Origin of the sequence: Paenibacillus sp. FSL R10-2748 (assembly GCF_038005565.1) — a bacterium.
GTDB lineage: Bacteria > Bacillota > Bacilli > Paenibacillales > Paenibacillaceae > Paenibacillus > Paenibacillus polymyxa_B.
This window is the reverse complement of the sequence record NZ_JBBOTK010000004.1, coordinates 382,028-403,520: the sequence shown is the minus strand read 5'-3', so window position 1 is coordinate 403,520 and position 21,493 is coordinate 382,028. Positions and strand designations below refer to the sequence as shown.

Annotated in this window: 20 protein-coding genes and 2 pseudogenes; 3 read left to right on the top strand and 19 right to left on the bottom strand. The window is 39.8% G+C overall.

All coding sequences use genetic code 11. The annotated features are described in order from the left end of the window. Window positions 1–76: 76 nt before the first annotated feature. The gene (gene dapD, locus NSS66_RS14845; RefSeq protein WP_013311259.1) at window positions 77–790 is read right to left on the bottom strand and encodes a 2,3,4,5-tetrahydropyridine-2,6-dicarboxylate N-acetyltransferase; all 714 of its coding nucleotides are present in this window, start codon (window positions 788–790) and stop codon (window positions 77–79) included. Between the two features lie 212 nt (window positions 791–1,002). Next, entirely contained in the window at window positions 1,003–1,911 is a 909-nt protein-coding gene (locus NSS66_RS14840; protein WP_340959271.1) for a hypothetical protein, read from the bottom strand. 233 nt (window positions 1,912–2,144) lie between these two features. On the opposite strand from NSS66_RS14840, the gene NSS66_RS14835 reads away from it, so the two are divergent. Together NSS66_RS14835 and NSS66_RS14830 are read left to right on the top strand one after the other, a co-directional pair. Next, window positions 2,145–3,089: a DMT family transporter gene (locus NSS66_RS14835; protein ID WP_340959270.1), complete on the top strand. Its 945-nt coding sequence runs from the start codon at window positions 2,145–2,147 to the stop codon at window positions 3,087–3,089. Between the two features lie 75 nt (window positions 3,090–3,164). Then, window positions 3,165–4,028, top strand: coding sequence for a sulfurtransferase (locus NSS66_RS14830; protein WP_028542546.1), 864 nt, complete (start codon window positions 3,165–3,167; stop codon window positions 4,026–4,028). 153 nt (window positions 4,029–4,181) lie between these two features. Here NSS66_RS14830 and NSS66_RS14825 read toward each other — a convergent pair whose 3' ends face one another. The 8 genes and pseudogenes from NSS66_RS14825 to NSS66_RS14790 form a co-directional block, all read right to left on the bottom strand. Further along, window positions 4,182–4,808 (bottom strand): class I SAM-dependent methyltransferase, encoded by a 627-nt coding sequence (locus NSS66_RS14825; RefSeq protein WP_069080345.1) that lies wholly within the window; start codon window positions 4,806–4,808, stop codon window positions 4,182–4,184. 21 nt (window positions 4,809–4,829) lie between these two features. Next, window positions 4,830–5,285 carry a DinB family protein gene (locus NSS66_RS14820; protein ID WP_340959269.1) on the bottom strand — a complete coding sequence of 152 codons (456 nt, stop codon included), beginning with the start codon at window positions 5,283–5,285 and terminating at the stop codon, window positions 4,830–4,832. 23 nt (window positions 5,286–5,308) lie between these two features. Further along, window positions 5,309–5,857: a GNAT family N-acetyltransferase gene (locus NSS66_RS14815; RefSeq protein ID WP_060628786.1), complete on the bottom strand. Its 549-nt coding sequence runs from the start codon at window positions 5,855–5,857 to the stop codon at window positions 5,309–5,311. A 232-nt stretch (window positions 5,858–6,089) separates the two neighbouring features. Further along, window positions 6,090–6,587 (bottom strand): GNAT family N-acetyltransferase, encoded by a 498-nt coding sequence (locus NSS66_RS14810; RefSeq protein WP_023989595.1) that lies wholly within the window; start codon window positions 6,585–6,587, stop codon window positions 6,090–6,092. A 182-nt stretch (window positions 6,588–6,769) separates the two neighbouring features. Further along, entirely contained in the window at window positions 6,770–7,183 is a 414-nt protein-coding gene (locus NSS66_RS14805) for a GNAT family N-acetyltransferase (RefSeq protein ID WP_076157288.1), read from the bottom strand. A gap of 89 nt (window positions 7,184–7,272) precedes the next feature. Then, a pseudogene (locus NSS66_RS14800) lies at window positions 7,273–7,721 on the bottom strand (GNAT family N-acetyltransferase). Between the two features lie 152 nt (window positions 7,722–7,873). Then, window positions 7,874–8,449, bottom strand: a complete 576-nt coding sequence (locus NSS66_RS14795; protein ID WP_340959268.1) for a GNAT family N-acetyltransferase — start codon at window positions 8,447–8,449, stop codon at window positions 7,874–7,876. 216 nt (window positions 8,450–8,665) lie between these two features. Beyond that, window positions 8,666–8,869, bottom strand: a complete 204-nt coding sequence (locus NSS66_RS14790) for a helix-turn-helix domain-containing protein (protein ID WP_010345194.1) — start codon at window positions 8,867–8,869, stop codon at window positions 8,666–8,668. Window positions 8,870–9,040: 171 nt separating this feature from the next. Here NSS66_RS14790 and NSS66_RS14785 point away from each other — a divergent pair, with 171 nt between their 5' ends. After that, a complete protein-coding gene (locus NSS66_RS14785; protein WP_340959267.1) occupies window positions 9,041–9,328 on the top strand; it encodes a hypothetical protein in 288 nt (95 codons plus the stop codon). Between the two features lie 245 nt (window positions 9,329–9,573). On the opposite strand, the gene NSS66_RS14780 is transcribed toward NSS66_RS14785, so the two are convergent. The 9 genes and pseudogenes from NSS66_RS14780 to NSS66_RS14740 all read right to left on the bottom strand — a co-directional run bounded on the left by NSS66_RS14780 (window position 9,574) and on the right by NSS66_RS14740 (window position 21,318). Then, window positions 9,574–10,635, bottom strand: coding sequence for a hypothetical protein (locus NSS66_RS14780; RefSeq protein ID WP_340959266.1), 1,062 nt, complete (start codon window positions 10,633–10,635; stop codon window positions 9,574–9,576). A gap of 178 nt (window positions 10,636–10,813) precedes the next feature. Then, window positions 10,814–11,950, bottom strand: coding sequence for a hypothetical protein (locus tag NSS66_RS14775; protein ID WP_340959264.1), 1,137 nt, complete (start codon window positions 11,948–11,950; stop codon window positions 10,814–10,816). 213 nt (window positions 11,951–12,163) lie between these two features. Further along, a complete protein-coding gene (locus tag NSS66_RS14770) occupies window positions 12,164–12,841 on the bottom strand; it encodes a hypothetical protein (protein ID WP_340959263.1) in 678 nt (225 codons plus the stop codon). Window positions 12,842–12,896: 55 nt separating this feature from the next. Beyond that, the gene (locus tag NSS66_RS14765) at window positions 12,897–13,892 is read right to left on the bottom strand and encodes a hypothetical protein (RefSeq protein ID WP_340959262.1); all 996 of its coding nucleotides are present in this window, start codon (window positions 13,890–13,892) and stop codon (window positions 12,897–12,899) included. A gap of 134 nt (window positions 13,893–14,026) precedes the next feature. Continuing rightward, complete coding sequence (gene xerA, locus NSS66_RS14760; protein WP_340959261.1) at window positions 14,027–15,166, bottom strand: site-specific tyrosine recombinase/integron integrase; 1,140 nt, start codon at window positions 15,164–15,166, stop codon at window positions 14,027–14,029. A 192-nt stretch (window positions 15,167–15,358) separates the two neighbouring features. Beyond that, a pseudogene (locus tag NSS66_RS14755) lies at window positions 15,359–15,631 on the bottom strand (immunity 22 family protein); the annotation flags it as partial. A gap of 264 nt (window positions 15,632–15,895) precedes the next feature. Then, window positions 15,896–17,959: a methyl-accepting chemotaxis protein gene (locus tag NSS66_RS14750; RefSeq protein ID WP_340959260.1), complete on the bottom strand. Its 2,064-nt coding sequence runs from the start codon at window positions 17,957–17,959 to the stop codon at window positions 15,896–15,898. A gap of 284 nt (window positions 17,960–18,243) precedes the next feature. Beyond that, window positions 18,244–18,783, bottom strand: coding sequence for a CueP family metal-binding protein (locus NSS66_RS14745; protein ID WP_340959259.1), 540 nt, complete (start codon window positions 18,781–18,783; stop codon window positions 18,244–18,246). A 147-nt stretch (window positions 18,784–18,930) separates the two neighbouring features. After that, window positions 18,931–21,318 carry a polyprenyl synthetase family protein gene (locus tag NSS66_RS14740; RefSeq protein ID WP_340959257.1) on the bottom strand — a complete coding sequence of 796 codons (2,388 nt, stop codon included), beginning with the start codon at window positions 21,316–21,318 and terminating at the stop codon, window positions 18,931–18,933. Window positions 21,319–21,493: the final 175 nt, after the last annotated feature.

Below are 21,493 nucleotides of genomic sequence, written 5' to 3'. Positions count from 1 at the left end.
CTAAGTTAGGCTGTCAGTGCATCATGCTTCTGACAAGGAATCGTTCACCTTTGGTACATAAAAAACTTTTGCCTTCTTACAGAACGCGCAGTTCTTTCAAAATCTCAGTTTTAGATTTGGTCTTATCGTCGACCTGTTTGATCACACGTGCAGGTGTACCCGCCACTACGGAGTATTCAGGCACATCTTCAGTTACGACAGCTCCAGCTGCAACAACTGCACCTTTACCAATTCGCACGCCTTCCAATACGACCGAATTCGCACCGATCAATACATCGTCTTCTACTACAACTGGCTGTGCAGATGGTGGTTCAATGACACCCGCCAGGACAACGCCTGCACCGATGTGACACATGTTACCTACTTTAACACGACCGCCCAGCACAGCATTCATATCAATCATCGTGCCTTCACCAATGGTGACACCGATGTTAATCACTGCACCCATCATGATGACTGCGTTGTTACCGATGCCAACCATATCACGAATATATGCGCCTGGCTCAATGCGGGCATTGATGCCTTTCAGATCGAGCATAGGAACAGCAGAGTTACGGCGGTCATTTTCCACCACATAGTCTTCTTCTTTCGCGTTTGCGCTATCCAGTACAGGCTTGATATCAGCCCAATCCCCAAATACAACACCACTGTCTCCAGAAATAAAAGCTTGAACATTCTCTCCAAAAGATGCGGAAGCCAAAGCTCCTTTTACATATACTTTAACAGGCGTCTTTTTCTTGCTGTTTTTAATCACGTTGATGACTTCTTGTGTATTCATTTCGATGGACATAGTAAATCTAACAACTCCTTCATCGCTTCATACGACTTCGCAAGCCGGAATGATCTTATTCTCTCATCCTTTATAGCATAAAAGTGCAGGTCTCGCAATTATAGATTAGACCCTTATAGCTCTAACCTAGCCCTTAAAATAACTATTTTCAGCGGCATGACTGCCTTAAATTCATAATTGTAAGCCGCCGACCACCCCACACCAAAGTAGGGTTATTTATTAGCTTGCAGGCTCTCCAGCGATGTATAAATGAAGGATTCGAATCCTTCAGCAGGTTCACCTTGTGGAATGTTCACTTTCACGATGAAACCGCCTGTTTTATTTTCTACAACAATATATTGTTGTGTGATCTTCGAACCGCTCACTTGCAAGAACAGACGGCTGCTGGTCAGCTCTTGAGGGACGGACGCTTTGTCCAGCTTTTGCACCTTGCCGATGGAAGCTAGATCCTTTTCGCCTTCTTTTTGAAGCTCATCCAGATTAAAATCGGAAGGCAGCTTCGTAATTTCAGCATAATAGTTATCATCTACAGCCAAGGCAACACGGTTTTGATCGGGAAACAGGGACATCGGATCAAACACATACAGTGAATATCCCTCTCCTTTTGCCAATGTTGCTGTCTGCTTTTCCTTTTTTCCTTCAAGGGTAAGCTCAAAAGCTTGAGTTTTCGAGCGTTCCCCGCCTACTGCTTGACTGGAACTTCCGTTTTGACTGCTATCTGTTGCAGTCTCTGTTTTTTGTATTTTCGTTAAAGTCAGTTGCTTCGCCGTCGCGTCGCCCTCTACTGCTTTTTCGTTGTATTCAAACGCTACTGTATCGCCTTCTTTAAGTCCAGCTATTACCGTGTCCAGTCCCTCCCCCAATTGGAAGGATTGGGCTTCGCCATTGGTTTCAATTTCAACCGTATGGGGGTCAGCAGCTCCATTGTATACACCTGTGCCTTTTTTAACCTCCGGCTCAGCGATTGGCTCCGGTTTAACTTGCGGCTGCTGTTGCGTTTGCGGTTGGTCTGACCCTTGAGGTGCGGTGTTATTGGTTTGCGGTTTCGTTCCACAGGCTGACAGAGCCAGCACTGCCACTACAGTCAGTAGTATGATTGAAAATGTGTTTTGTTTTTTCATAAAATCCACCTCCACTATGATAGACGAGCTTGTGCAGCAAAAGTTCTACGCAGCATCTCACTTAAAATCCTACCTCCTGCTCCCGTTTATAATATTCTCAGGATTTTGCAAAATCCTAATACCACGGGAATGTCAGGTACGGTATAATGGGCTGTATTAAACCTATTTTTCGAGATACCGCTTGGAAGGAACATAGACGTATTTACTTTCTTCCATACGGATGGAGCTGCCACATGAATCAAGCACACAAACCGTCGTTTTCCTTTGAATTATTGTACATCGTAGGTATTATCGCTATTTCGTTCTCCTCGATCTTCGTAAGATGGTCTGAAGCCGAGGTGTCCGTCATCGCTATGTACCGTTTGTACCTAACCAATCTGATCATGCTGCCTTTGGTCTGGAAATACCGCACTGAGGTGTTTAGCCTGACCCGCAAGCAGTGGATGCTGATCCTCTGGTCCGGCATTGCGCTAGGGCTGCATTTCTTGCTCTGGATGGGCTCACTGCGACTAACCACCGTTGCAAGCTCTACCGTTATTATGACATTGGAGCCGATCCTTGTCATGCTCGGTTCTTTTTTGTTTTTCCGGACGGGCACGAATCGTGCTATGCTCATCGGAATGGGTATGGCTTTTATCGGCTCACTGGCCATCGGAGCTGGAGACTTCCATGTCTCGGGACAAGCCCTGCTCGGGGACGCACTGTCCTTCTTGGGTATGGTAGCCGTGTCCATCCATATGCTGATGGGCAAGCATCTGCGCGAGCATTTGAGCGCGTTTGTGTATAATTTTTGGGTTTTCGCCATCGCAGCCACCTCACTTGCGCTGTATAATGTGGTCAATGCCATTCCTTTTACCGGATACGCTCCACGGGAATGGGGACTGTTCCTGCTGCTTGCCATTGTGCCTACGCTGTTCGGACATTACCTGTTTAACTGGCTGCTCAAATACATTAATGCCACTGCGGTGTCGATGGCGGTACTCGGCGAGCCCGTTATTTCTTCCTTGCTAGCTTGGGTGCTGCTCGGGGAAAGGCTGTCTACTTTACAATTTGGTGCAGGCTTTTTCATCCTGTTCGGGGTATGGATTTTTATCCGATACGGAGCGGATTTTAAAAAGAAAGTCATCCACCAAAGTGAGTTGCCCGACACTGAGCATCCCCTGAAGGTCAGCTCATAACTTATTTACCCCATTTTTATAAGCTATACTCAATGGATTAAATTTACTGTTAAATAAAGGAAGGCGGAATCCTCTATGAAATCCATCGTATCCAAACGCTGGCTGCTGGCCCGATTGTATGAGCCGGACATGATCATTGCTGACTGCCGTTCCCTGCTCGGACAAGCTGGGGCTGGACGGACTCAATTTAATGAAGACCATATTCCAGGGGCGGTTCACTTCGATTTGGAAGAAGACCTTACTGCTCCTCTTGGTGAGCATGGTGGTCGCCATCCATTACCTGATGCGGATACACTTGCCGCACGTCTGAGTCGTGCCGGAATCAACGCATCTTCACGCATCGTCGCTTATGATGACCAAGGGGGTATGATGGCCTCCCGCTTCTGGTGGCTTCTGCGCTATCTCGGGCATGAGCAGGTATATGTGCTGGAAGAGGGCTACAGCGCTTGGAAAGAAGCGAAGTTCCCCGTTACGTCAGACCAGCCAATTCGCATTCCAAGTACATTCACACCGAATGTACAGCCGCAAATGCTCACAAGTATGAAAGAAGTACAACATATATCCGAAGATTCTGCTCCTGTTGGCTCCTATATCGGTTTTTCACCTATACTGATCGACTCCAGAGAGCGGCCGCGCTACCTGGGACTGGAAGAGCCCATAGATCAAGCTGCGGGGCATATCCCCGGTGCGGTGAATTACTTTTGGAAAGAAGTATTGGACGAAAAAGGCAGCTTTAAAAATGCGGAACAATTGCAGCAGCACTTTGCCGACCTTGATCCAAACGCAGAAATTATCGTGTATTGCGGTTCCGGCGTATCCGCCTGTCCCAATGTACTCGCCTTGAATGAAGCTGGATTTAGTAAGGTCCGTTTATATCCGGGAAGCTGGAGCGACTGGATCAGTTATGAGGAGAATCCGGTGGCGACCGGAGAGGAATAAAAAGTTTTCAACGGATATACAGGTTCTAAAGACAAATACACTGTCCTAAGCGATTAGGCTTACGGCAGTGTATTTGTCTTTGTTTAAAAAAACAACTTGAGCTGAGTGAAGCAATAAAACGATATACTTGAAGCTACTTGCTTTTTTGAATAGCTATCCAATCTTTTGAACAAATATATATCTTAATTCATATTTTTTCTGTTTTTTTTCTGCATATATCAGAGTTTCTCTTATGGAACCCGTTTCTAGTATAATCAAATCATTAAAATGTTCTATTAAATCTTCTTCAGTAAAGAAGTGAGCATATTTACCTTTCTTGTATTCATATGTTCCTTCCTCAATTTCCCTACCCACACCATTATTAAAATCACAATCAGAAAAACATGTGAAATACATTACTCCCAATTCCTTCAAATGCTTTACGCAATTCTGTATCAGTTTTTTTCGGTCCTCTAACAAAAATAAATGCAATAAATCATAACAATATATTCCATCATACCTTTGGCTTGTACTAAACTCTAATACCGATTCTTGAATAAAATTCGTTTTTAAGTCCCATTCTTTTGCTAGATTTATAGCTGAACTAGATATCTCAATTCCATCAACCTGAAAATAAGAAGAGAACGCCTTTGTATTTCTTCCATATCCAGCACCAGGAACCAAAATATCATGTACATTATTCTTTTTGAACAAATCTATAGCTTGGGTTACAGTTTGACTTGGTTCACATCCCCAAATCATCCCTTCTTCAGTAAATCTTTTGTTCCAATAATCCCCCATATGATTCCCCCGCCTATATACTCACATAGCTCTTCTTTTAAGTTCATCAATCTGTCTTATGTGATGTTGATCATGCCAGATAAAATCTCTTAAATATGATATTACAGTAAACTTCCCGTCAGCATATTCTTTAGTAAACTTGTCGTCTTCAAAACTTTCTATACTCTCCAATATCATGTTACGGTACTGAATAGTCAATTTAATTAATTCTTCTTTCGTTTTTGTTTTTCCATATTCAATAGCATCCTGATTAAATTTATCAAAATCAATACGTGTTAATGTCAGAGGTTTATTGTTTAATATGGGACTTATTGCTGCTTCAAAAAAGTATTTATCCCACAGCAGTATATGACTTACGACATCCTGAACTGACCATTTACCTTCAGCAATCGTTATTTGCCAATCCATTTCACGAATCTCAGAAACAAAACGGATCCATTCTTTGAACTCCTCTAGTAACCGTGACTTCTCATTCATGGTATCACGCTCCTTTTTTCAAATTATTCATTGTTCCTTTGCCATTCATCTGCTAAAATCGCATATTGATATGCATTATGCCAAATGGGTTGTCCTTCTTCCGTTTTATTAAAAAATGCTTTCTTCATATGGTGACCTTCTTTTCGCATCAACAAGCGCTCCAATAATCTCCATGATGAAGCGTTTTCTGGATTACACATCGCAATAATCCGATGAGCCTTTAACTCTTCAAATCCATATTGCAATACTCTTCTACTTGCCTCAGTAGCATATCCATTTCCATAGTATCTTGGGTTGAATATGTATCCTATTTCCCATGTTAAAAACTCAAACGGTACGGTTTGATTAAAATAAATGTGTCCTATCATTTTATTGTTTTCTCTTAATACAACTGCCATAAAAATATTGCTTTGCGATCGTTCCAATGTCATCTGCTTACAATCTTCCTCATTACAAACTTCCCCAGGTTCATACTTCAATACTTCTTCTATTGATAAGTAATCATGTAGGTCATTCCAATCATCAGATCGAAAATTTCTTATAAGTAATCTTTCTGACTCTAAATCTATCATAATTATCGCCTCTGATACGTTTATTTAGCCTTTGCCTGAATTACTTTTAACGATCATTTAATCCCTCTCCATTGAGAATTTTTCTACATACATTTTTCAACCCTTGACTCCCGAGTTTTAGATTGTTTGGGTGCACTCAGAATCCGTAAGGAGCCGCTGCTTGAATATGATGTTAGGCGATACCCTTGATCTCTTTTGAGTTCCTTAAAATAATCCCTATTACTACTGTATTTTAACTTCTCAAATCGACAACCATCGTGATTGATGAATCAACTTTCCCAACTTCTTTAAATCCGAATCTCTCGTAGAGTTTCATTGCCGCTGCATTGCTCGGATCAACACTGAGGGATAATTTTTTTATATTCCTCTTCCTAGCTTCTTTAAATAATTCATCCATTAAGGCCATTCCGATTTTTCTTCCCCTGTATTCTTTTAACAAAGCCATTCCTAGTTCGGGTACATCATTATCAATAAATCCAAATCCCTTATTATCCTCGTTAAAATATCGAACTGTTATTGATCCGACGGGTTCACCCTCATGGTTCATTGCTATAAATCCAAAATCCCCATCTCTTCCCCAACCTTCAATATACTTTGATATATAAGGGTCTTTTATTATCGCTTTATCGAATGGCTCTTGACCTTCTGGGACAAATAATGATTCATATAACATCTCCCATAAAAAAAACACATCATCTTCTATTATTGGTCGGATTCTGTATTGCATCATTGAAGTTACCTCATTTCTAGATTCTCAAAGGTTTCACCTAACGTTTCTGTATTCATGACCCCCAAAGGGGTTGTCTGCTGAAATCCCTCTTCGAAATTCAACTCCCAGACCTAGGCTCCATTGTGGACGCAGCTTGAATATTATGTTGTCAGATGTCACTTCCTTCATTGATTTACTCAACGTTAATTTTTGTTCAACTCCTTTGTCAGTATTATTTCCAGAGGTTCGTTCTCAAGCATTAAACATCCAGCATCTCTATAACCAAGCTTTCTATAAAAATGTTGAGCTCCTTCATTCGACTGTGTTGAGGTCATGACCATTTCAAATCCTTTTTGTTTCATTAACTCTTCCCAATACTGGACAACTTTTTTACCAATACCTGTTCCTCTATACTCCTCATCTATCCATATCATATTCATAAATGGTGTGTTGTCCCAAAAAAATCCGTATCTCATCCAACCTATTTCTTGATTGGATTCTCTAATTATTAGAATTTCATTTTCTTTTATTTTTGGTCTTATCAGTGTCTTATGTATGTGCTTGTCTCTTAACGAGATATACTCATAATCTGATTCAATTGCAAAATCAATCTTCATTGTAAATCCTCCCTTTCACTCTTTTCATTAAATATCTTCTTGGTAACACTTAGCACTGATGTCTCATAACGTTTGTACATTACATAAGTTTATAAAGTCTTTTTAAAAATGTATAAGTCACCTTCTTCTCTAACTTTAGTAAACCCACACTTTGAATAGAAGTGATGATTCTTCACACTCCAGCTAGGAGTATCCAGCCATCATTCAGTGCTGTCTGGAAATTTACTTTCAATTTCCTCCATCACCTTCGTTCCGATTCCTTGATTTTTAAAATTTGGATCAATAACGATTTTTCCTAGATATGCACTTGATTACATTCTACAAATATCATAGCTCCCCCGATTATTTCTCCATTAAAGAGTACCTTGAAATATTCGCAATTTTGCATCTTCTCTTCTTGCCAACTTATGGAGTCATATCCTATGGGCCCAACGGTTTCGTTATTCTTAAAATGCTTTGATTCATCCTCAAAACTGGCCTTTTGTATTTCAGCAAGTTTTTGTGCATCATTTTTTCTAGCTTTTTCTAATGTCAGCACCAAACATACCTCCATTGTCTTTTTATTTTTTCCGGGGTTGTCTGCTGAAATGCCTCTCCGAAATCCATCTCGTAGACCAAGGCTCCGAAGGAGCCGTGCTTGATTATTATGTTATAGGATGTCAGTGCCTTCCCGAATTAGCTCACCATATTTCAAAAATCTATCTTATGAATTTTATAATGGTTATATACTTCATCATCTATTTCTATCTCTCCGACAAACTTAAAATTACTTTTTTGAATAACTCTATTCGATGCACCATTCTCTAGTAATGCAATTGCATTTAATTCTTTGATCTCCGTGTTATCAAATAAATACTGAATTATTCCCTGAACTGCTTGAGTCGTATATCCTTTACTTCTATGGTCTTTTGAAATACCATACATGATTTCTCTGTTTGATGCTGGAAGATCGTCTTTTATTCCTGAACAACACCAGCCAATAAATTTTCCCGTTTCTTTAAGTACGATCCCTAGCCTCAGTCTAAGATCACCAACTTTCAGTCCTTCTTCTACACGTTTAAGAAATTGATTGTTTTCTGGTATTTCATAATTCTTCAACCAGTCTAGTCTGACTTCTTTTTCAACATTCCAACCTGGTAAGAACTCATAAATCTCCGGTTGCCATGTAAGTTCATGTAATTCATTTAAATCTTCTAATTGATATTCGCGAAGGATAATGTCTTTACATTCTAGTGTCAGGCTGTACGGGTTCTTTTCAGAGTGCATATAAATCCTCCTTTGTTTGTATTGATATTACGATGATTCGCACTGATTTCCGATAACGTTTCTGTATTCATGAACCCCATAGGGGTTGTCTGCTGAAATTCATCTTCGAAATCCATCCCGCAGACCCAGGCTCCAAAGGAGCCGCTGCTTGAATATTATGTTATACGATGGAATCACTTCTTCGGTTAACCAACATTCATTCTTGATTCTAATCTGTCATTGTTCTGCTATATGTTCCAATAAATCTCCTGGCTGACAACCTAAAGCCGCACATAATTTATCAATCACTTCTAATGATACATATTCGTTCGTATTGAGTTTCGCCATTGTAGCAGACGAGATACCTGTCATTTTCAATAAATCTTGCTTCTTAATCTCCCTGTCGATCAATAATTTTTGAAATGGTTTATAACTAATCATCTGATATTCCTTTCACACATCAAGTGAATTTTTCTTTAATTATATGAAAGTATATTTTCTTTATCAAAAACATCTTCAACATGTATTGACTTAATTATTTGATATGATAAAATTATGTTTAATAAGTTGAACTTTTATTCATAAAATCAAATACATTGGATGGTGTTCAAAATGCATAATTCTTTAGAACTCTTACTTGATTCACTGATTCATACTCGAATTGAATCTTTATATTGCGAGCTTATCAAAAACAACTCCAGCTACAACCAGTTCTCATCCGAACGGAATCTCTACTTCAAGCAGTTACATGAAGGAGTACCGGAGAATATACAGAAGACCCTATTCCTTTACGACGATGCTGAGCTTTCTGTCCAAGCTATTTTAGAACGTGAAATTTATTTGCAAGGTTTTAAGGACGCTCTTCACTTGCATAACGAATTACATATATCTTTAGACTGAGAGCCTTCTGGCTCTTTTTCATTTTGATTCTGTCGTATAACGTTGTCGTATTCACGACGTCCAACACAGTTGGATGTGTCTGGCGACTGCCGGACCCAGGGCGTATGCCCGCAGCGTGAATATTATGTTAGGCGAAGTTCGTTCTACACTAAGTAATTTCACAGTATATATTCAAAATTTCAATTTTTTCATTTATTTCCCCTTAATATATAACCGTCTTTCAACTGATTTTATAAATAAAACCCCTATAAGTTTTCTTGAATCGGATATATTCTTTCATACCCTTTTTTCCCTTCTGAAACAGCAGTAATGCAGTCGAAATCATCAGATGCACAGCGTGCTACTATATATTCTATCCATACTTCATCTATATTTTTGCTTTTAACGTTATCACGTATCTCACAAATCAACTCGTTATAACCATCGTCAATTTCCGAACCCAATAGTCTATAAAAATCGTTATTAAAAAAAAGAATCTTCTTATCAACGCCATCACATTTTTGAAATTTTTCTTCTGCTTCCTCAATCATTCGTTTAAGATGTACGGTAGGAGTGGAGAATGTAGAGTTTAATACACTAGAGGCAATTTCAATCTCATCACTGGAATCTATAAGCTGGATAGCAATAGTTATTTTTTTCTCACTTGTTTGAATATATTCTTCCGTTTTGTAAGAGTGTTTTAAGAATTCATTTTCACTCAAATAAGTATCTTCCCAATTATCCAGGCTAGGCCTATTATAGAGAGTTCTTTTCACTTTCTTCTGATCTTTGTATCTTAATCTCTTATATTTAGAAATATCTAAGATTATACTTCCATACTCCTCATTTCTTTTTCTCATATTTTTAGTTTTGTTGTAAGCAACAGTTAAAATTCTATGAGTCAGATCTTCTTGCTCAGCTTTATTATTTTTATCACATAAAAGGGGTGCTAAGCTTAGTATTGTCTCGTCTAGAGTCAATCTAACCCCCTTTATCTCAGACTTTTTTTTACTTATCGATTTATTTGTCGTCCTATTTTTACCTCTATTTTTTTCTATTAACTCAGCTATCTTTTCAGTAAATGATACTACTGTATTTATCTCTGAATTAACTAAGGTCTTAGCTTCTATTACAGTTTTTTTCCCTTCAAGAATGAAAGATATCTCAGGTTTTGCTCCTTCTTCTCCCGAAATATCCAAGCATTCAAAACCAATATCTTGTAAACCAGTCTTATAAACTTTATTAATAAAATCATTTAAAAATAAGTTCACTTCACATTTTCTCTTTTGGCACATTCCATTTGTGAAATTTTCGCATATTTGATTCATAGATTGTTCTCCTCTTTACATTTAACATATAAATTTTGATTTTGTTTCAAGGAATTCCGCCTAACGTTCCCGTACTCACGACCCAGCGTATGCTGGGTGTCCGGCGAACGCCGGACCGAAGACGAATGACCGACGCGTGAATATTATGTTATCTGATGGCCCTAGATTCTTAAATTTCTTACTGAATAATTTTTGTATCACTCTTATTGAATTTCAAATAAAAATACTGTTCTTTATAATCAGAAGAATCATCGAAAGTGGGGCTCATTTTAAAAATTACATCATAATATTCCGTATGTTCTTGGCCATGAATGTCAGTATATGAAATTTTTAATATTGAAATTTCTCGTTCGCTAACTAAAGCATTATTATTTGCATTTTTTTCTTTATGATTTTTAAGAGACTTTTTATACAAATACTTAATAAATAATATAACTTCATTCGGAACAAAAACTTTGACCCTATTATCAGTATTTGTATTCAGCATTATATCTGCCTCAGCTATAGCTATATGATCTAGTGAAAAGTTATTTAACATTTGTTTGTACTCATCTTCACTAAAACCTAATTCGTTACATAATTTTTTGTGGTGATTTCTGGTGAAATCCCATGCAATTCGAATATCAATAGCATTTCCTGCACCAACATTGTAAAGCCAAAAAAATACAAATGATCGACGTTTTGCTTCGTTCATAGCTTCATAAACAATCTTACGACGGAAGTTTTCATGAATTTTGTTCGCGAGTTTTTCTCCAACTCCATCATTATATTTTTCTGGTAACTTATTCAAAATATCGGAGAAAGCCTTTTCATAAGTTTTTGATTTACAAATTCTTTTTACTTCTTCAAATAAATTATCAGCATCCACTTGCGCAAAAACGTCTCCCCATTCTCTATCTTGATATTCTTCTACTAACTCATTGATTATAATCATAAAATCAAACTTATCCATTTCAGAGAAATAAACTTTTTCCTTCTCTGCGAATTCTTTAACAAGAACTGACCTTGATTTTTCAGTGACAAAAATCCCTTGATTATCGTATAAGAAAAAGTCTGTTCTAACAGGCCTAATTACAGGTTTGACGTTTAACAACGTATTTTTTATCGTATATTCGATACCCCAAAGTGTGACTATACCAGCTATTCCTGCCCCAATAATACTTCCAAAGAAACCTAACCATGCATTCACATTTGCAAGACTTGGAACAGGAATGTATAAAAAAACATTCGCTAGAAAACCTATTACTACAGTAGCGCCAACAAGGATTCCATACCTTGCCCAAATATTTATAGTGGAATTCTTTCTTTTTTTCATTATCCTCACATCCATAATTTTATTTTAAAAATTTTCCTTCATTCATTTATGATTTTGGGGCTTTCAGATAACGTTCTCGTATTCACGAACCCCTAAGGGGTTGTCTGCTGATATGCCTCTCCGAGATCCATCTTGCAGACCCTGGCTCCGTAGGAGCCGTAGCTTGAATGTTATGTTATACGACGGTGCCTTCAATCACCCACAAGTCTTTTATTACTTCTTTAACATTGACTCAATTATTTTTCTTGTATCCCCGTCATCAGATATAGCATTATCCCACCCGTGACCGTACCATCGATCTGTATTCCTTATCAAAAAATCAAGTTCAATCCATCGCTCTTCAATAATTAATTTAAAAATGTACGCTATTCTATTCACCATGAATTTATTTAAAGTCTCCATATCAGTTTCAGAGAGTTGATTATTTGGATTTGCATGCATATCTTCAACAGGACCATTTCTAAAAGCAAAATGTGTAAGTGCTTTGGCAATCATTGTTAAGTTTTCTTCAACTAAAAGTTCAGCTTTTACTCTATCATTCATTTCTTTTGCATGTTCGGTTTTAACAAGTAAATAATCATCAAGTATCGAGTTCCTAATAGTAATTCCATATTTTCTTCGTCTATATGTAATTTTCGATTCTTTTACATCAAATAGCTGAGATATCATATAATCTGGTATCTGCTCATCTATAAACATCGTTTTGAGATCTTCTTGCGTAAGATCGTCTAAAGATAATTCTTCTCCTGCAGCCTTCTTCGCCTCAAATTCTTTAAAGATTCCCATCATTATGACCTCCTGTTTTATTAATTTCTCCGTACTGTCGTATAACGTTTCTGTATTCATGAACCCTGGAGGGGTTGTCTGCTGAAATGCCTCTTCGAAATCCACCTTGCAGACCAAGGCTCCAGCGGAGCCGCTGCTTGAATATTATGTTAGCAGAAGTTTATAACTTCATTGAATGTTCGTACAAATCACTATAATTATTCCAATACTTATCTATCAATTCAAGTATTTTATATCTATCAATAAAAAAAATTGATCCTTTTAATTCTTTTGGAATTTTATATATTATCTTTTCTTTTGCATTTTCTGTAAACAAACCACTTATAATCACATAAAAATTACTAATGTACTTATTACCTTCGGATCCTAATTCTCTATACGGTAAAGAAAATGCATCTTCTAATTGACCAATTATTTCATCAATCTGAGATTTTACTCCACCATTAATATTTCCAGCTTTAACTTGTATAGCATTATTAATAACAACATTAAATTTTGTGATCTCAGAAAATACAAAGTCTTTTCCATATTCTTTACTCCCGTGATTATATCTTACGGAAAGGAACCCCATTCTTCTTAACAGTGGAAAAACGACCTCAATACTAAAGAGCTTTTCATTAATTTCATATTCTTTCTTCCACACTAGATTGCCTAGTGCAATCTCAGACTGACTCGCAGCTGAGTTAACTTCTTTTAATGCTAATAGCAATTGATCCTCAATCGTTTCTGAAGCCTTTAGATTTCTATTGTAAATGATATATGGGTCTTCATTATATTTTGGTTGTGCATCATAATCTTCTAATAATAAATTCGTGTACACTGCCTGCTCAGCCATATTTCCAACTAATAATGAACCATTCCACTTACTGCTCCAATTTACATTGGGATACATACACAACAACCGGGTATACTTTTCATTTTTTTCTCGCCTAACATACAATATGCTACAAATTGTATTCAACTCTGTTAAATCCATTGAAATACTTATTTCAATATTAGATGGAAAATCCGAGTTGGCTTGGTTAATAAACTCGGGCCAATCGTTACAATTAACTTCTATTACATCATCACTGACAGGAACGTAATTAACTTTCAAACCATTGAATGTTACATCTATTGGATAATTCAAATTCTTATCTATTATTATATTCCACATATATTATCTCCCAATCTCATCATCAATTTCAGCTAACGTATTATTTACGAACTTCCGAAAGATTGCTCTCTTCGTCATATTCACGAACTTCGTGAATCCTGCACTTTTCTCCTTATTCCGGCACTTTCTGCGTTTCAATCCTCCAGCCCGCTCATCCGATCCAACGGACTTTGAATCCGCCCAATGTCCCGTCTGCTCACATGTGTATACCGCTCCGTCGTTCGCACACTCTGATGCCCTAGCAGTTCCTGAATATAGCGAAGATCAATCCCATTCTCCAGTAAGTGGGTCGCAAAGGAATGCCTTAGCGAATGGATACTCACCTGTGTGCGAATGCCCGCTTCAGCCAGCGCTTTTTCAAACACTTTCTGCGCTGAACGTTCCGTCAGGTGGCGGCCTTCCCTCTGCCCTGGAAACAGCCAGTCTGCTGGCTGCTCCCCCCCTATATACTGCTCGACCACCGCAAAAGCCGCTTCGGATAGCAGCGTTTGCCGATCCTTCCTGCCCTTTCCCTGACGAACTTTCAGTACTTTCCGTTCACGGTCGCAGTCTTCAAGACGCAACCTCACCACTTCGCTTACCCGCAGCCCGGATGTATACGTCAGGTACAGAATAGCCTTATGCTTTGGATTTTTCACTGCTTTCAACAGACGCATAACCTCATTCAGGGACAGCACATCTGGCAGTTTACTCTCCTTTTTCGGACGAACATAGGCGGCGGATTTGGGCTGCTTTAGCACATGGCGAAAGTAAAATTTCAGCGCGCTGATCGCTTGGTTAACATAAGCGTGCGAAAGGCCTTTTTCGAGCAGCGCCAACGCATATTTTTGCACCGTCGCATCATTTATGCTTGCTTCGGTCCCTTGCAATCTTGCAAAAAAGCGTTCCGTTTGCGATATGTATGCTTTAATCGTCTTGCTGCTGTAGCCCCTTGCCACCAATGCATCGCGCATTTCTTGCCGCTGATCCGGGTTCCATTCACCTCGTTCCGAAGAAGAGGGAACCGCATTAGCCTGCGTGTCCCGCCGATCCAGCCATTCCCGGATGAACGGCAGCTCGTTATTCAAGCGCTCGTCGCACTCGAACTTGCAGCTCCGATACGCTTCCAACATGCTTTCTACAGCTGAGATACTGTAAGGAATGGTCCATATTTTTTCGTCTGGAACCCATTTCCTGCTCGGTATGGATCGAATCCCTTCTCGCTCCTTGACTCCGTATCGCTCCAACCGTACGCCGATCGTTTTTTCATCCCGATAAAGTAGGTTTATCTTCATCTCACTTGCCTCCTTAGTATATCAGCCGTTCAAAAAATTGGAAATCTATTTTTGCACAAAAAAAGGGACTTAAGATGTAAATTCACCTTAATTCCCTGATTCTTTCGGATCAAATTATTGGTCCTTTAAGTTCAATTTTCATTATCATAATTACTTAAAATGAGACTACGAAAACAGTGGAATAGTGTAACGTTAATCTCTTGCATAAGGATACGCGGCTAAAAAGCGCATTTTATCGCCATTTTTTTCAGATAAACCGCTTGTATTACAATCATATATAAAGAACAACGAATTATATTTACCATCTATTTTACTCAAATCATGTAATAGTGGAGATAAAAAAGAATCAACATAGGAAACATCTTTTATACCATCATCTGCCCCATCCATCAGAAAGACTCCTTCAGCAAAATCTTCGTCAAAATCATCTACTGCATGGTCATTCAAAAAACCGCTAAAAACATCCTCATTCTCATCTTCCGGTTATTTGATCTCAACATATTCAAACAACTCATCTTCAGAGGCAAAGTGACCGTACCAGACGGACACCATATTTTTCTCAAAGCAATTCATATCTTCACCCCGCTAATATTTCATTTTATACGTATGGTCTATCTCTATCCCGCACTAACTACCATGCCCTCTACCCCTCAACAGCTGTTGAAGCTAAAAAGCCCGCGCTGATCGCGGGCTTTGCTGTATATTTAGTCAAAATCATGCCTAGGTTTGTTACTCAACCTTAAACTGTTTTAATTCGTCTTGAAGCTTATTGGACAATTGATTTAATTGTTTGGATAGTTCAGCAACCTGTTCGAAGTTCTCCAATTGTTCCTGCGTACTGGCGCTAACCTCTTCGGTTGAAGCGGAATTCTCTTCGGTGGTAGAAGAGATGATCTCCAGCGCCTGCAAAATCTCATCTTTGTGCTTGTGGACTTTGGAGGTGTTCGTGCTGATCTGGATCATTCGCAATTTCAAATCTTCCAAATCCTTGTTAATGCTAAAGAATACTTGCTTCGTATCCTCCACCGATCTCGCATTTTCTTCTGCAATTTTCAGACCGTGAACCGTATGCTCAACTGATACGCTGGTTTTTTCTTCAATCACACGTACCTTCTTGTAGATTTCCTGTGTCGCCAGCGCCGTCTGCTCAGCCAGCTTGCGAACCTCCCCGGCAACCACAGCAAACCCTTTGCCCTGTTCTCCTGCACGTGCAGCTTCAATGGAAGCATTGAGCGCCAGCAGGTTGGTCTGCGTTGCAATTTGGTTGACCGTATCGACGATGCTGGAAATCTCATGACGGCTCAGATCAATATCCTGAATAATAGACGACATCGCTTGTGTGGAATTGTGATTTTCTTCCGCCCATCTGGATAACTGATCTACTACAGCAAGCCCCTGTCCGCTTTGTTCAGCAGAGATTTGCACCATTGTTTCGATGGCTTTGGCATCATTGGCAATTTCGTCAATTTGGCCGGATAATGCTCCGGTTTTTTGTAAAATGTTATCCGTTTCGATGGATTGGTAGTTCGTTGCATTGGCAATTTCATTAATCGCTGTCGCAGTATCGTTCATCGTGATCGCGGTTCTGGAAGAAATGGATTGCAAATCATGAGAAGACTGATTCAAGACTTGAGCTGAGCCACCCACCATTTGGAGCATGCCTTGAATTTTTTGAACCATATTGTAAATCCCTTGAGAAATTTGCCCGATTTCATTGTTGGATTGCGTATCAAACTGAACGGTCAAATCTCCATTTTCAATCAGCTTGATTTTTGCAAGCAATTTCGGGATTGATCTCAACAGATAACGGAGCGTTATATAACAAATCACAACGAGCAGGATGGTGGCTGCCGCAAAACCGCCAATGGTAATCCAGGTAAACGCTTTTAATTCTGAGAGCACCTCATCTTCAGAAATGGTTAAGCCTACAGACCACCCCGTATCTTTACTGGTTGCATACCCAATATAACGAGGTTCCCCATTATCATTAATTAGCTGTACTCCGGACTCACCAGCAATCATTTTCTTTCCAATCTCCCCAAGATCACCTGTGCTTTCGTTAATCTTTTCTTTCAGCACTTTATTTTGATCGGGGTGATACAAAATATCACCTGTTTTGGACGCAAGAATCGAATAACCTGTGCTTCCAAGCGAATAGCTTTGCATAACGGCAGGGATGTCTTTGAAAGCAATATCAACTGCAGCAAATCCGATTAATTGATTACTGCTATCTTTAATCGGATAGAAAATGCCCATGAGCACATTACCCGAATTGACGTCCTTATAGGGTTCTGAGTAGTATAAACCGTCTGCTTCAACAGCTGGCTTGAAGTATGGGCGTGTATGGATATCAAAATCCGGTTTAGAAGCAACACCATCATTCTGAAGAAAGAAGCCTTTACCAGATATTCCTGCAATCCAGGCGTCGGCAAAAGATGGCTCTGCCTTTACAATGGCTGCCAGAGTCGCTACTGTTTCCGCAGCATAAGGAGAAGTTTTCACCATTTCTGCCGATGGGGTGGTTTCTAAATATTGCTTAAAAAGATTGTTCGTTGACATTTGTTTGACAAGCGATCCCTTTTCCTTAAACAACGCATCGAATTGAGTGACAACGGCCTGCGTCTTGGTCTGGAGCATGGCCTCTTGCTGCTTGACAAGTATGCTTTGCGTGCTTGCAAACATGAACGTCCCCAAGGTTGCAAAGACGACAACGATAATGACTAACAAGACCATGGCCAATGTGTTGGCGATGCTGGATGATCTAACTACGCGCTTCTTAATATTTTGTGACATGCTGCCATCTCCCCGAGGAATATTGAGCGAAAAGCTCTTAGATAATATGTCGGAAGTTTGCAGTTGTTTTAATAGGTTTTTAGTATACACAATTTAAAGTTTCGCTATCTGATTCCTCATAGATTCCCTCCCAACCTGTTCGGTAACTCCAGCAAAAGATTAGGACAGCACAAAGAGCCTCCGTCAGACGTAGGCTCTTTACTAAAAGCTGTATATGAGAACGCAGAGTTTTGCGGATTTAGAGCGTTTCAGCGATCCGTAAGCTCAACCCTCATCCTCCGTCGTTAACCCAACTGCATCGTTGTGATACACGTATCGTTTTTCTCATATGTAGAGAATTCAGTTTCAGCCGTTTTACCTTCATGATTCACGCTAATGCGGTATGTTTTATCCCTCGGTAGCCATAGATCAATAAAACCATTGGATTGTGATTTCATGGCGGCATTCTCCATGATGACTTTCCCTTCGGAGTCGTGAACGGTCACATTGAACGCTCCGTTTTTTATTTCGCCTTGGCAGCCCGTTAGACTATGAGTTGCACAAGGGTGGGTCTGTTCCACATATGGTGCAATCGAAACAAAAAACTCGTTGTCAGGCAAATCATAATTCATGGTCTGAGTATCGTCCCCTGTGACAATCAACTGACTGGAATTAATGGAAGCAGACTGGGCTGCTGCCTTGCCTGCACTTATATCATGCACCAATTTCTTGATATCTGTCGTCTCATGGTTTTCCGCCCCTTCTCTCTGAATATTCCCTGCAATTAGGTACGTCCCCAATGCGGCAACAACCAACCCTGAAGCGACCAAGATTCCTTTTTTCATCTGGAGTTCATCTCCTCGTCTATTTTGTATTATTATAAGGGAGAATGCACCATAATGGGCAAAATGGGGTGCTGAAGTCACCAGATATTCACATTCAACGTAAAAATACCCCATCACTCTTGTGGAGCAATGGGTTACACTCGTTTTTTAACGGTCCCTGTTCACGACATAATGTATTAAGTGCTTCAGAAAAGCAATATTGCGTGGGATCTCTTCCAATGCTTCCATCGCGAGGCAATAGTGTTCCCACATCTCTTTACTGGCACCTTCAAGACCAAGGATGGACACGAAATTCGAATTGTTATTATCAGAATCTTGGCCAACAGGTTTTCCGAGTAAGAGCATATCTCCTTCCACATCAAGCAAATCATCTTTAATCTGAAAAGCAATCCCCATATGATAGGCAAATTTCTTCAAAGCAGCAATTTCCGACTCCTTGACCTGTGCAAGCATGGCTGGCATAACCAGACAAGCCTCAAACGCCACTCCTGTTTTGTAAAAGCACACCATATTCAGCTGCTCCAAGGTCAGTGCCTTTCCTTTGGAATCCAGATCCATCGCCTGCCCCATACACATATCTTCTGCTTTCTGGGCCGAGTATTGTATCAAAGCAAGCACCGTTTCAGCATTGAACTGGTCAAGTGACGATTGTTCCCCAATCGCCTTCTGGATCAGATACAGACCGGTTAGTTCCGCGGTGGCGCTATTGTGCACCTGATGCAAGGTCTGACGCCCTCTACGGGTAGACGCATTATCCTGGGAAGGAAGATCATCAAAGATCAGGGATGCGGTATGCATATACTCCAGTGATCTCAGAAGAGGCACGATTGCCGATGCATCTAATCCATATTCGTTCACACCCATGACCCAAGTCAATATAGGCCGTATCCGCTTCCCGTCCCCTTCGAGACTGTAATTTGCAGCCTCAATAAGCTGTTCTTTCATGGCCGGAATCCCTTGAGGCTTGGTAATTTTCAATTGGTTGTTAATCTGCTCACGGACCATTTTGACCGTATTGAAAAAGTCTTCCTTTTCCCTCGCATCGTTTTTCAGATGGGTAATCATCTGATCCCGAAGCAGCTTATCTAAGAAATCTACATCATCCGCTTTTTGTACCATCTTCTGAATGAGATTATTAAATTCCGGATTTCCGGATGCAAAGATCTCCATCGTTTCATCATACTTTTCAATACCTACACGTTCTTTATAACGTTTGAGTCCATTCATTGCACGATCCAGTATCACCTCACGAGCCATGGTATCGGAGTCATATACGTTATGGATCAAATAGGAAATAACCGCCCAGTATAATTCAAAGGGATTGATAAGATCCGATCTCTGATGATGATATTTTAAATAGTAGGTATAGGGTGTTACCGCACCGTCTCTCATATCGTCAACCATATCCGCAAAATCATCAGCAAGCTGGTTATAGATGCCATAAAAGAATGTTCGTTGCTCAAAACCCTCATCCGCAGGAGCACTAATCACGGAACGGACAATCAATCGGGACGAAGAGGACTTCAAAATAACGGGTATATAAAGCTCTTCATTGGTATAAGTAACTCGCGTTAGGTCCTTAACACGGTCAATATCTTGAGCATGAAAAAAGACATAGGACTGCTCGAAAAATGTTTGCTGTGTGTCTGGCCGCTGATGTTCCTTAATATACTCAAATGCATCCGAGAGCTCCGAATGTATGTATTGAATCAACTCCATATGATTTCCGGTCCAATCGCCCAACTCAGGCACAGATCCACTAAGAAGCGCGGCACGTATCATACGGGAATATTGTTCTTTTTCTTCAACCGTCAAAACCTGGGAATCGAGAAGATCATCAATGAAAGGATAGGTCAGACCATAGGAGTACCCAAGCCTGATGGCTTCATCAAGTCTGCGAGCACGTTCCACAGGCAACACTGTATCGTCCATTTCTTCCATCACATGCAGAATAACCCCGATAATGATCTTAATCAGTTTGCGCTGGGCTTGCTCGGCATCCATCTCTTTGGGAATATGGGAGGATACGGACCTAAGTTTGTTGATCACCCAAATTATCGCGGTTTCTATACCTTCCCTCTGGGCCCACCGATACACCCCGGCCAAATTCATAAATTCCGGTTGGTCTCCCCCGTTTGCACTGGTGGATTGGATCAAGTGTTTTTTTACGTCTGCAATGACACGCTGAATCCGGGTATGTGTGTCAGGAGAATTCAGAGCTTTGCCTAGGTCCCTCATATAAATATAGGAGACACTTCGGTCCAGATAATCATCCAATTTGCCTGTATAATTCAGCCATTGAATGTATCTATTATAGTCCCGAGTATCAGGTTTTCTCTTTCTCCGTGAAAAAAAGGATAACCATGAGGAATGATGAATATGATTTTTTTTCCACTTTTGAATGTCTTCTGTCAGGGTGGTCACATAAGATTTGTCTAAGACCTGATCATACAGTAATGCAAAATACTGAATCGCCTTCCGCTCAGCCAGCTGATATCCTGTATTGGCTTGTAATTTTTCATTCATATAATGCATTACCTCAACTTCTCATTTTGTTAAACATGGTTGCATTTCTCCCTGAGGGAACGAACTTGGATCATGTTTTTATCTTTATACGGAAAAAAAACTGTAAGGTTACGAAATTATCATGCTGCTTATCGATACCCCCTCTTTGGCAATATCCATGAATTTAAACCAAAAATATAGGCTC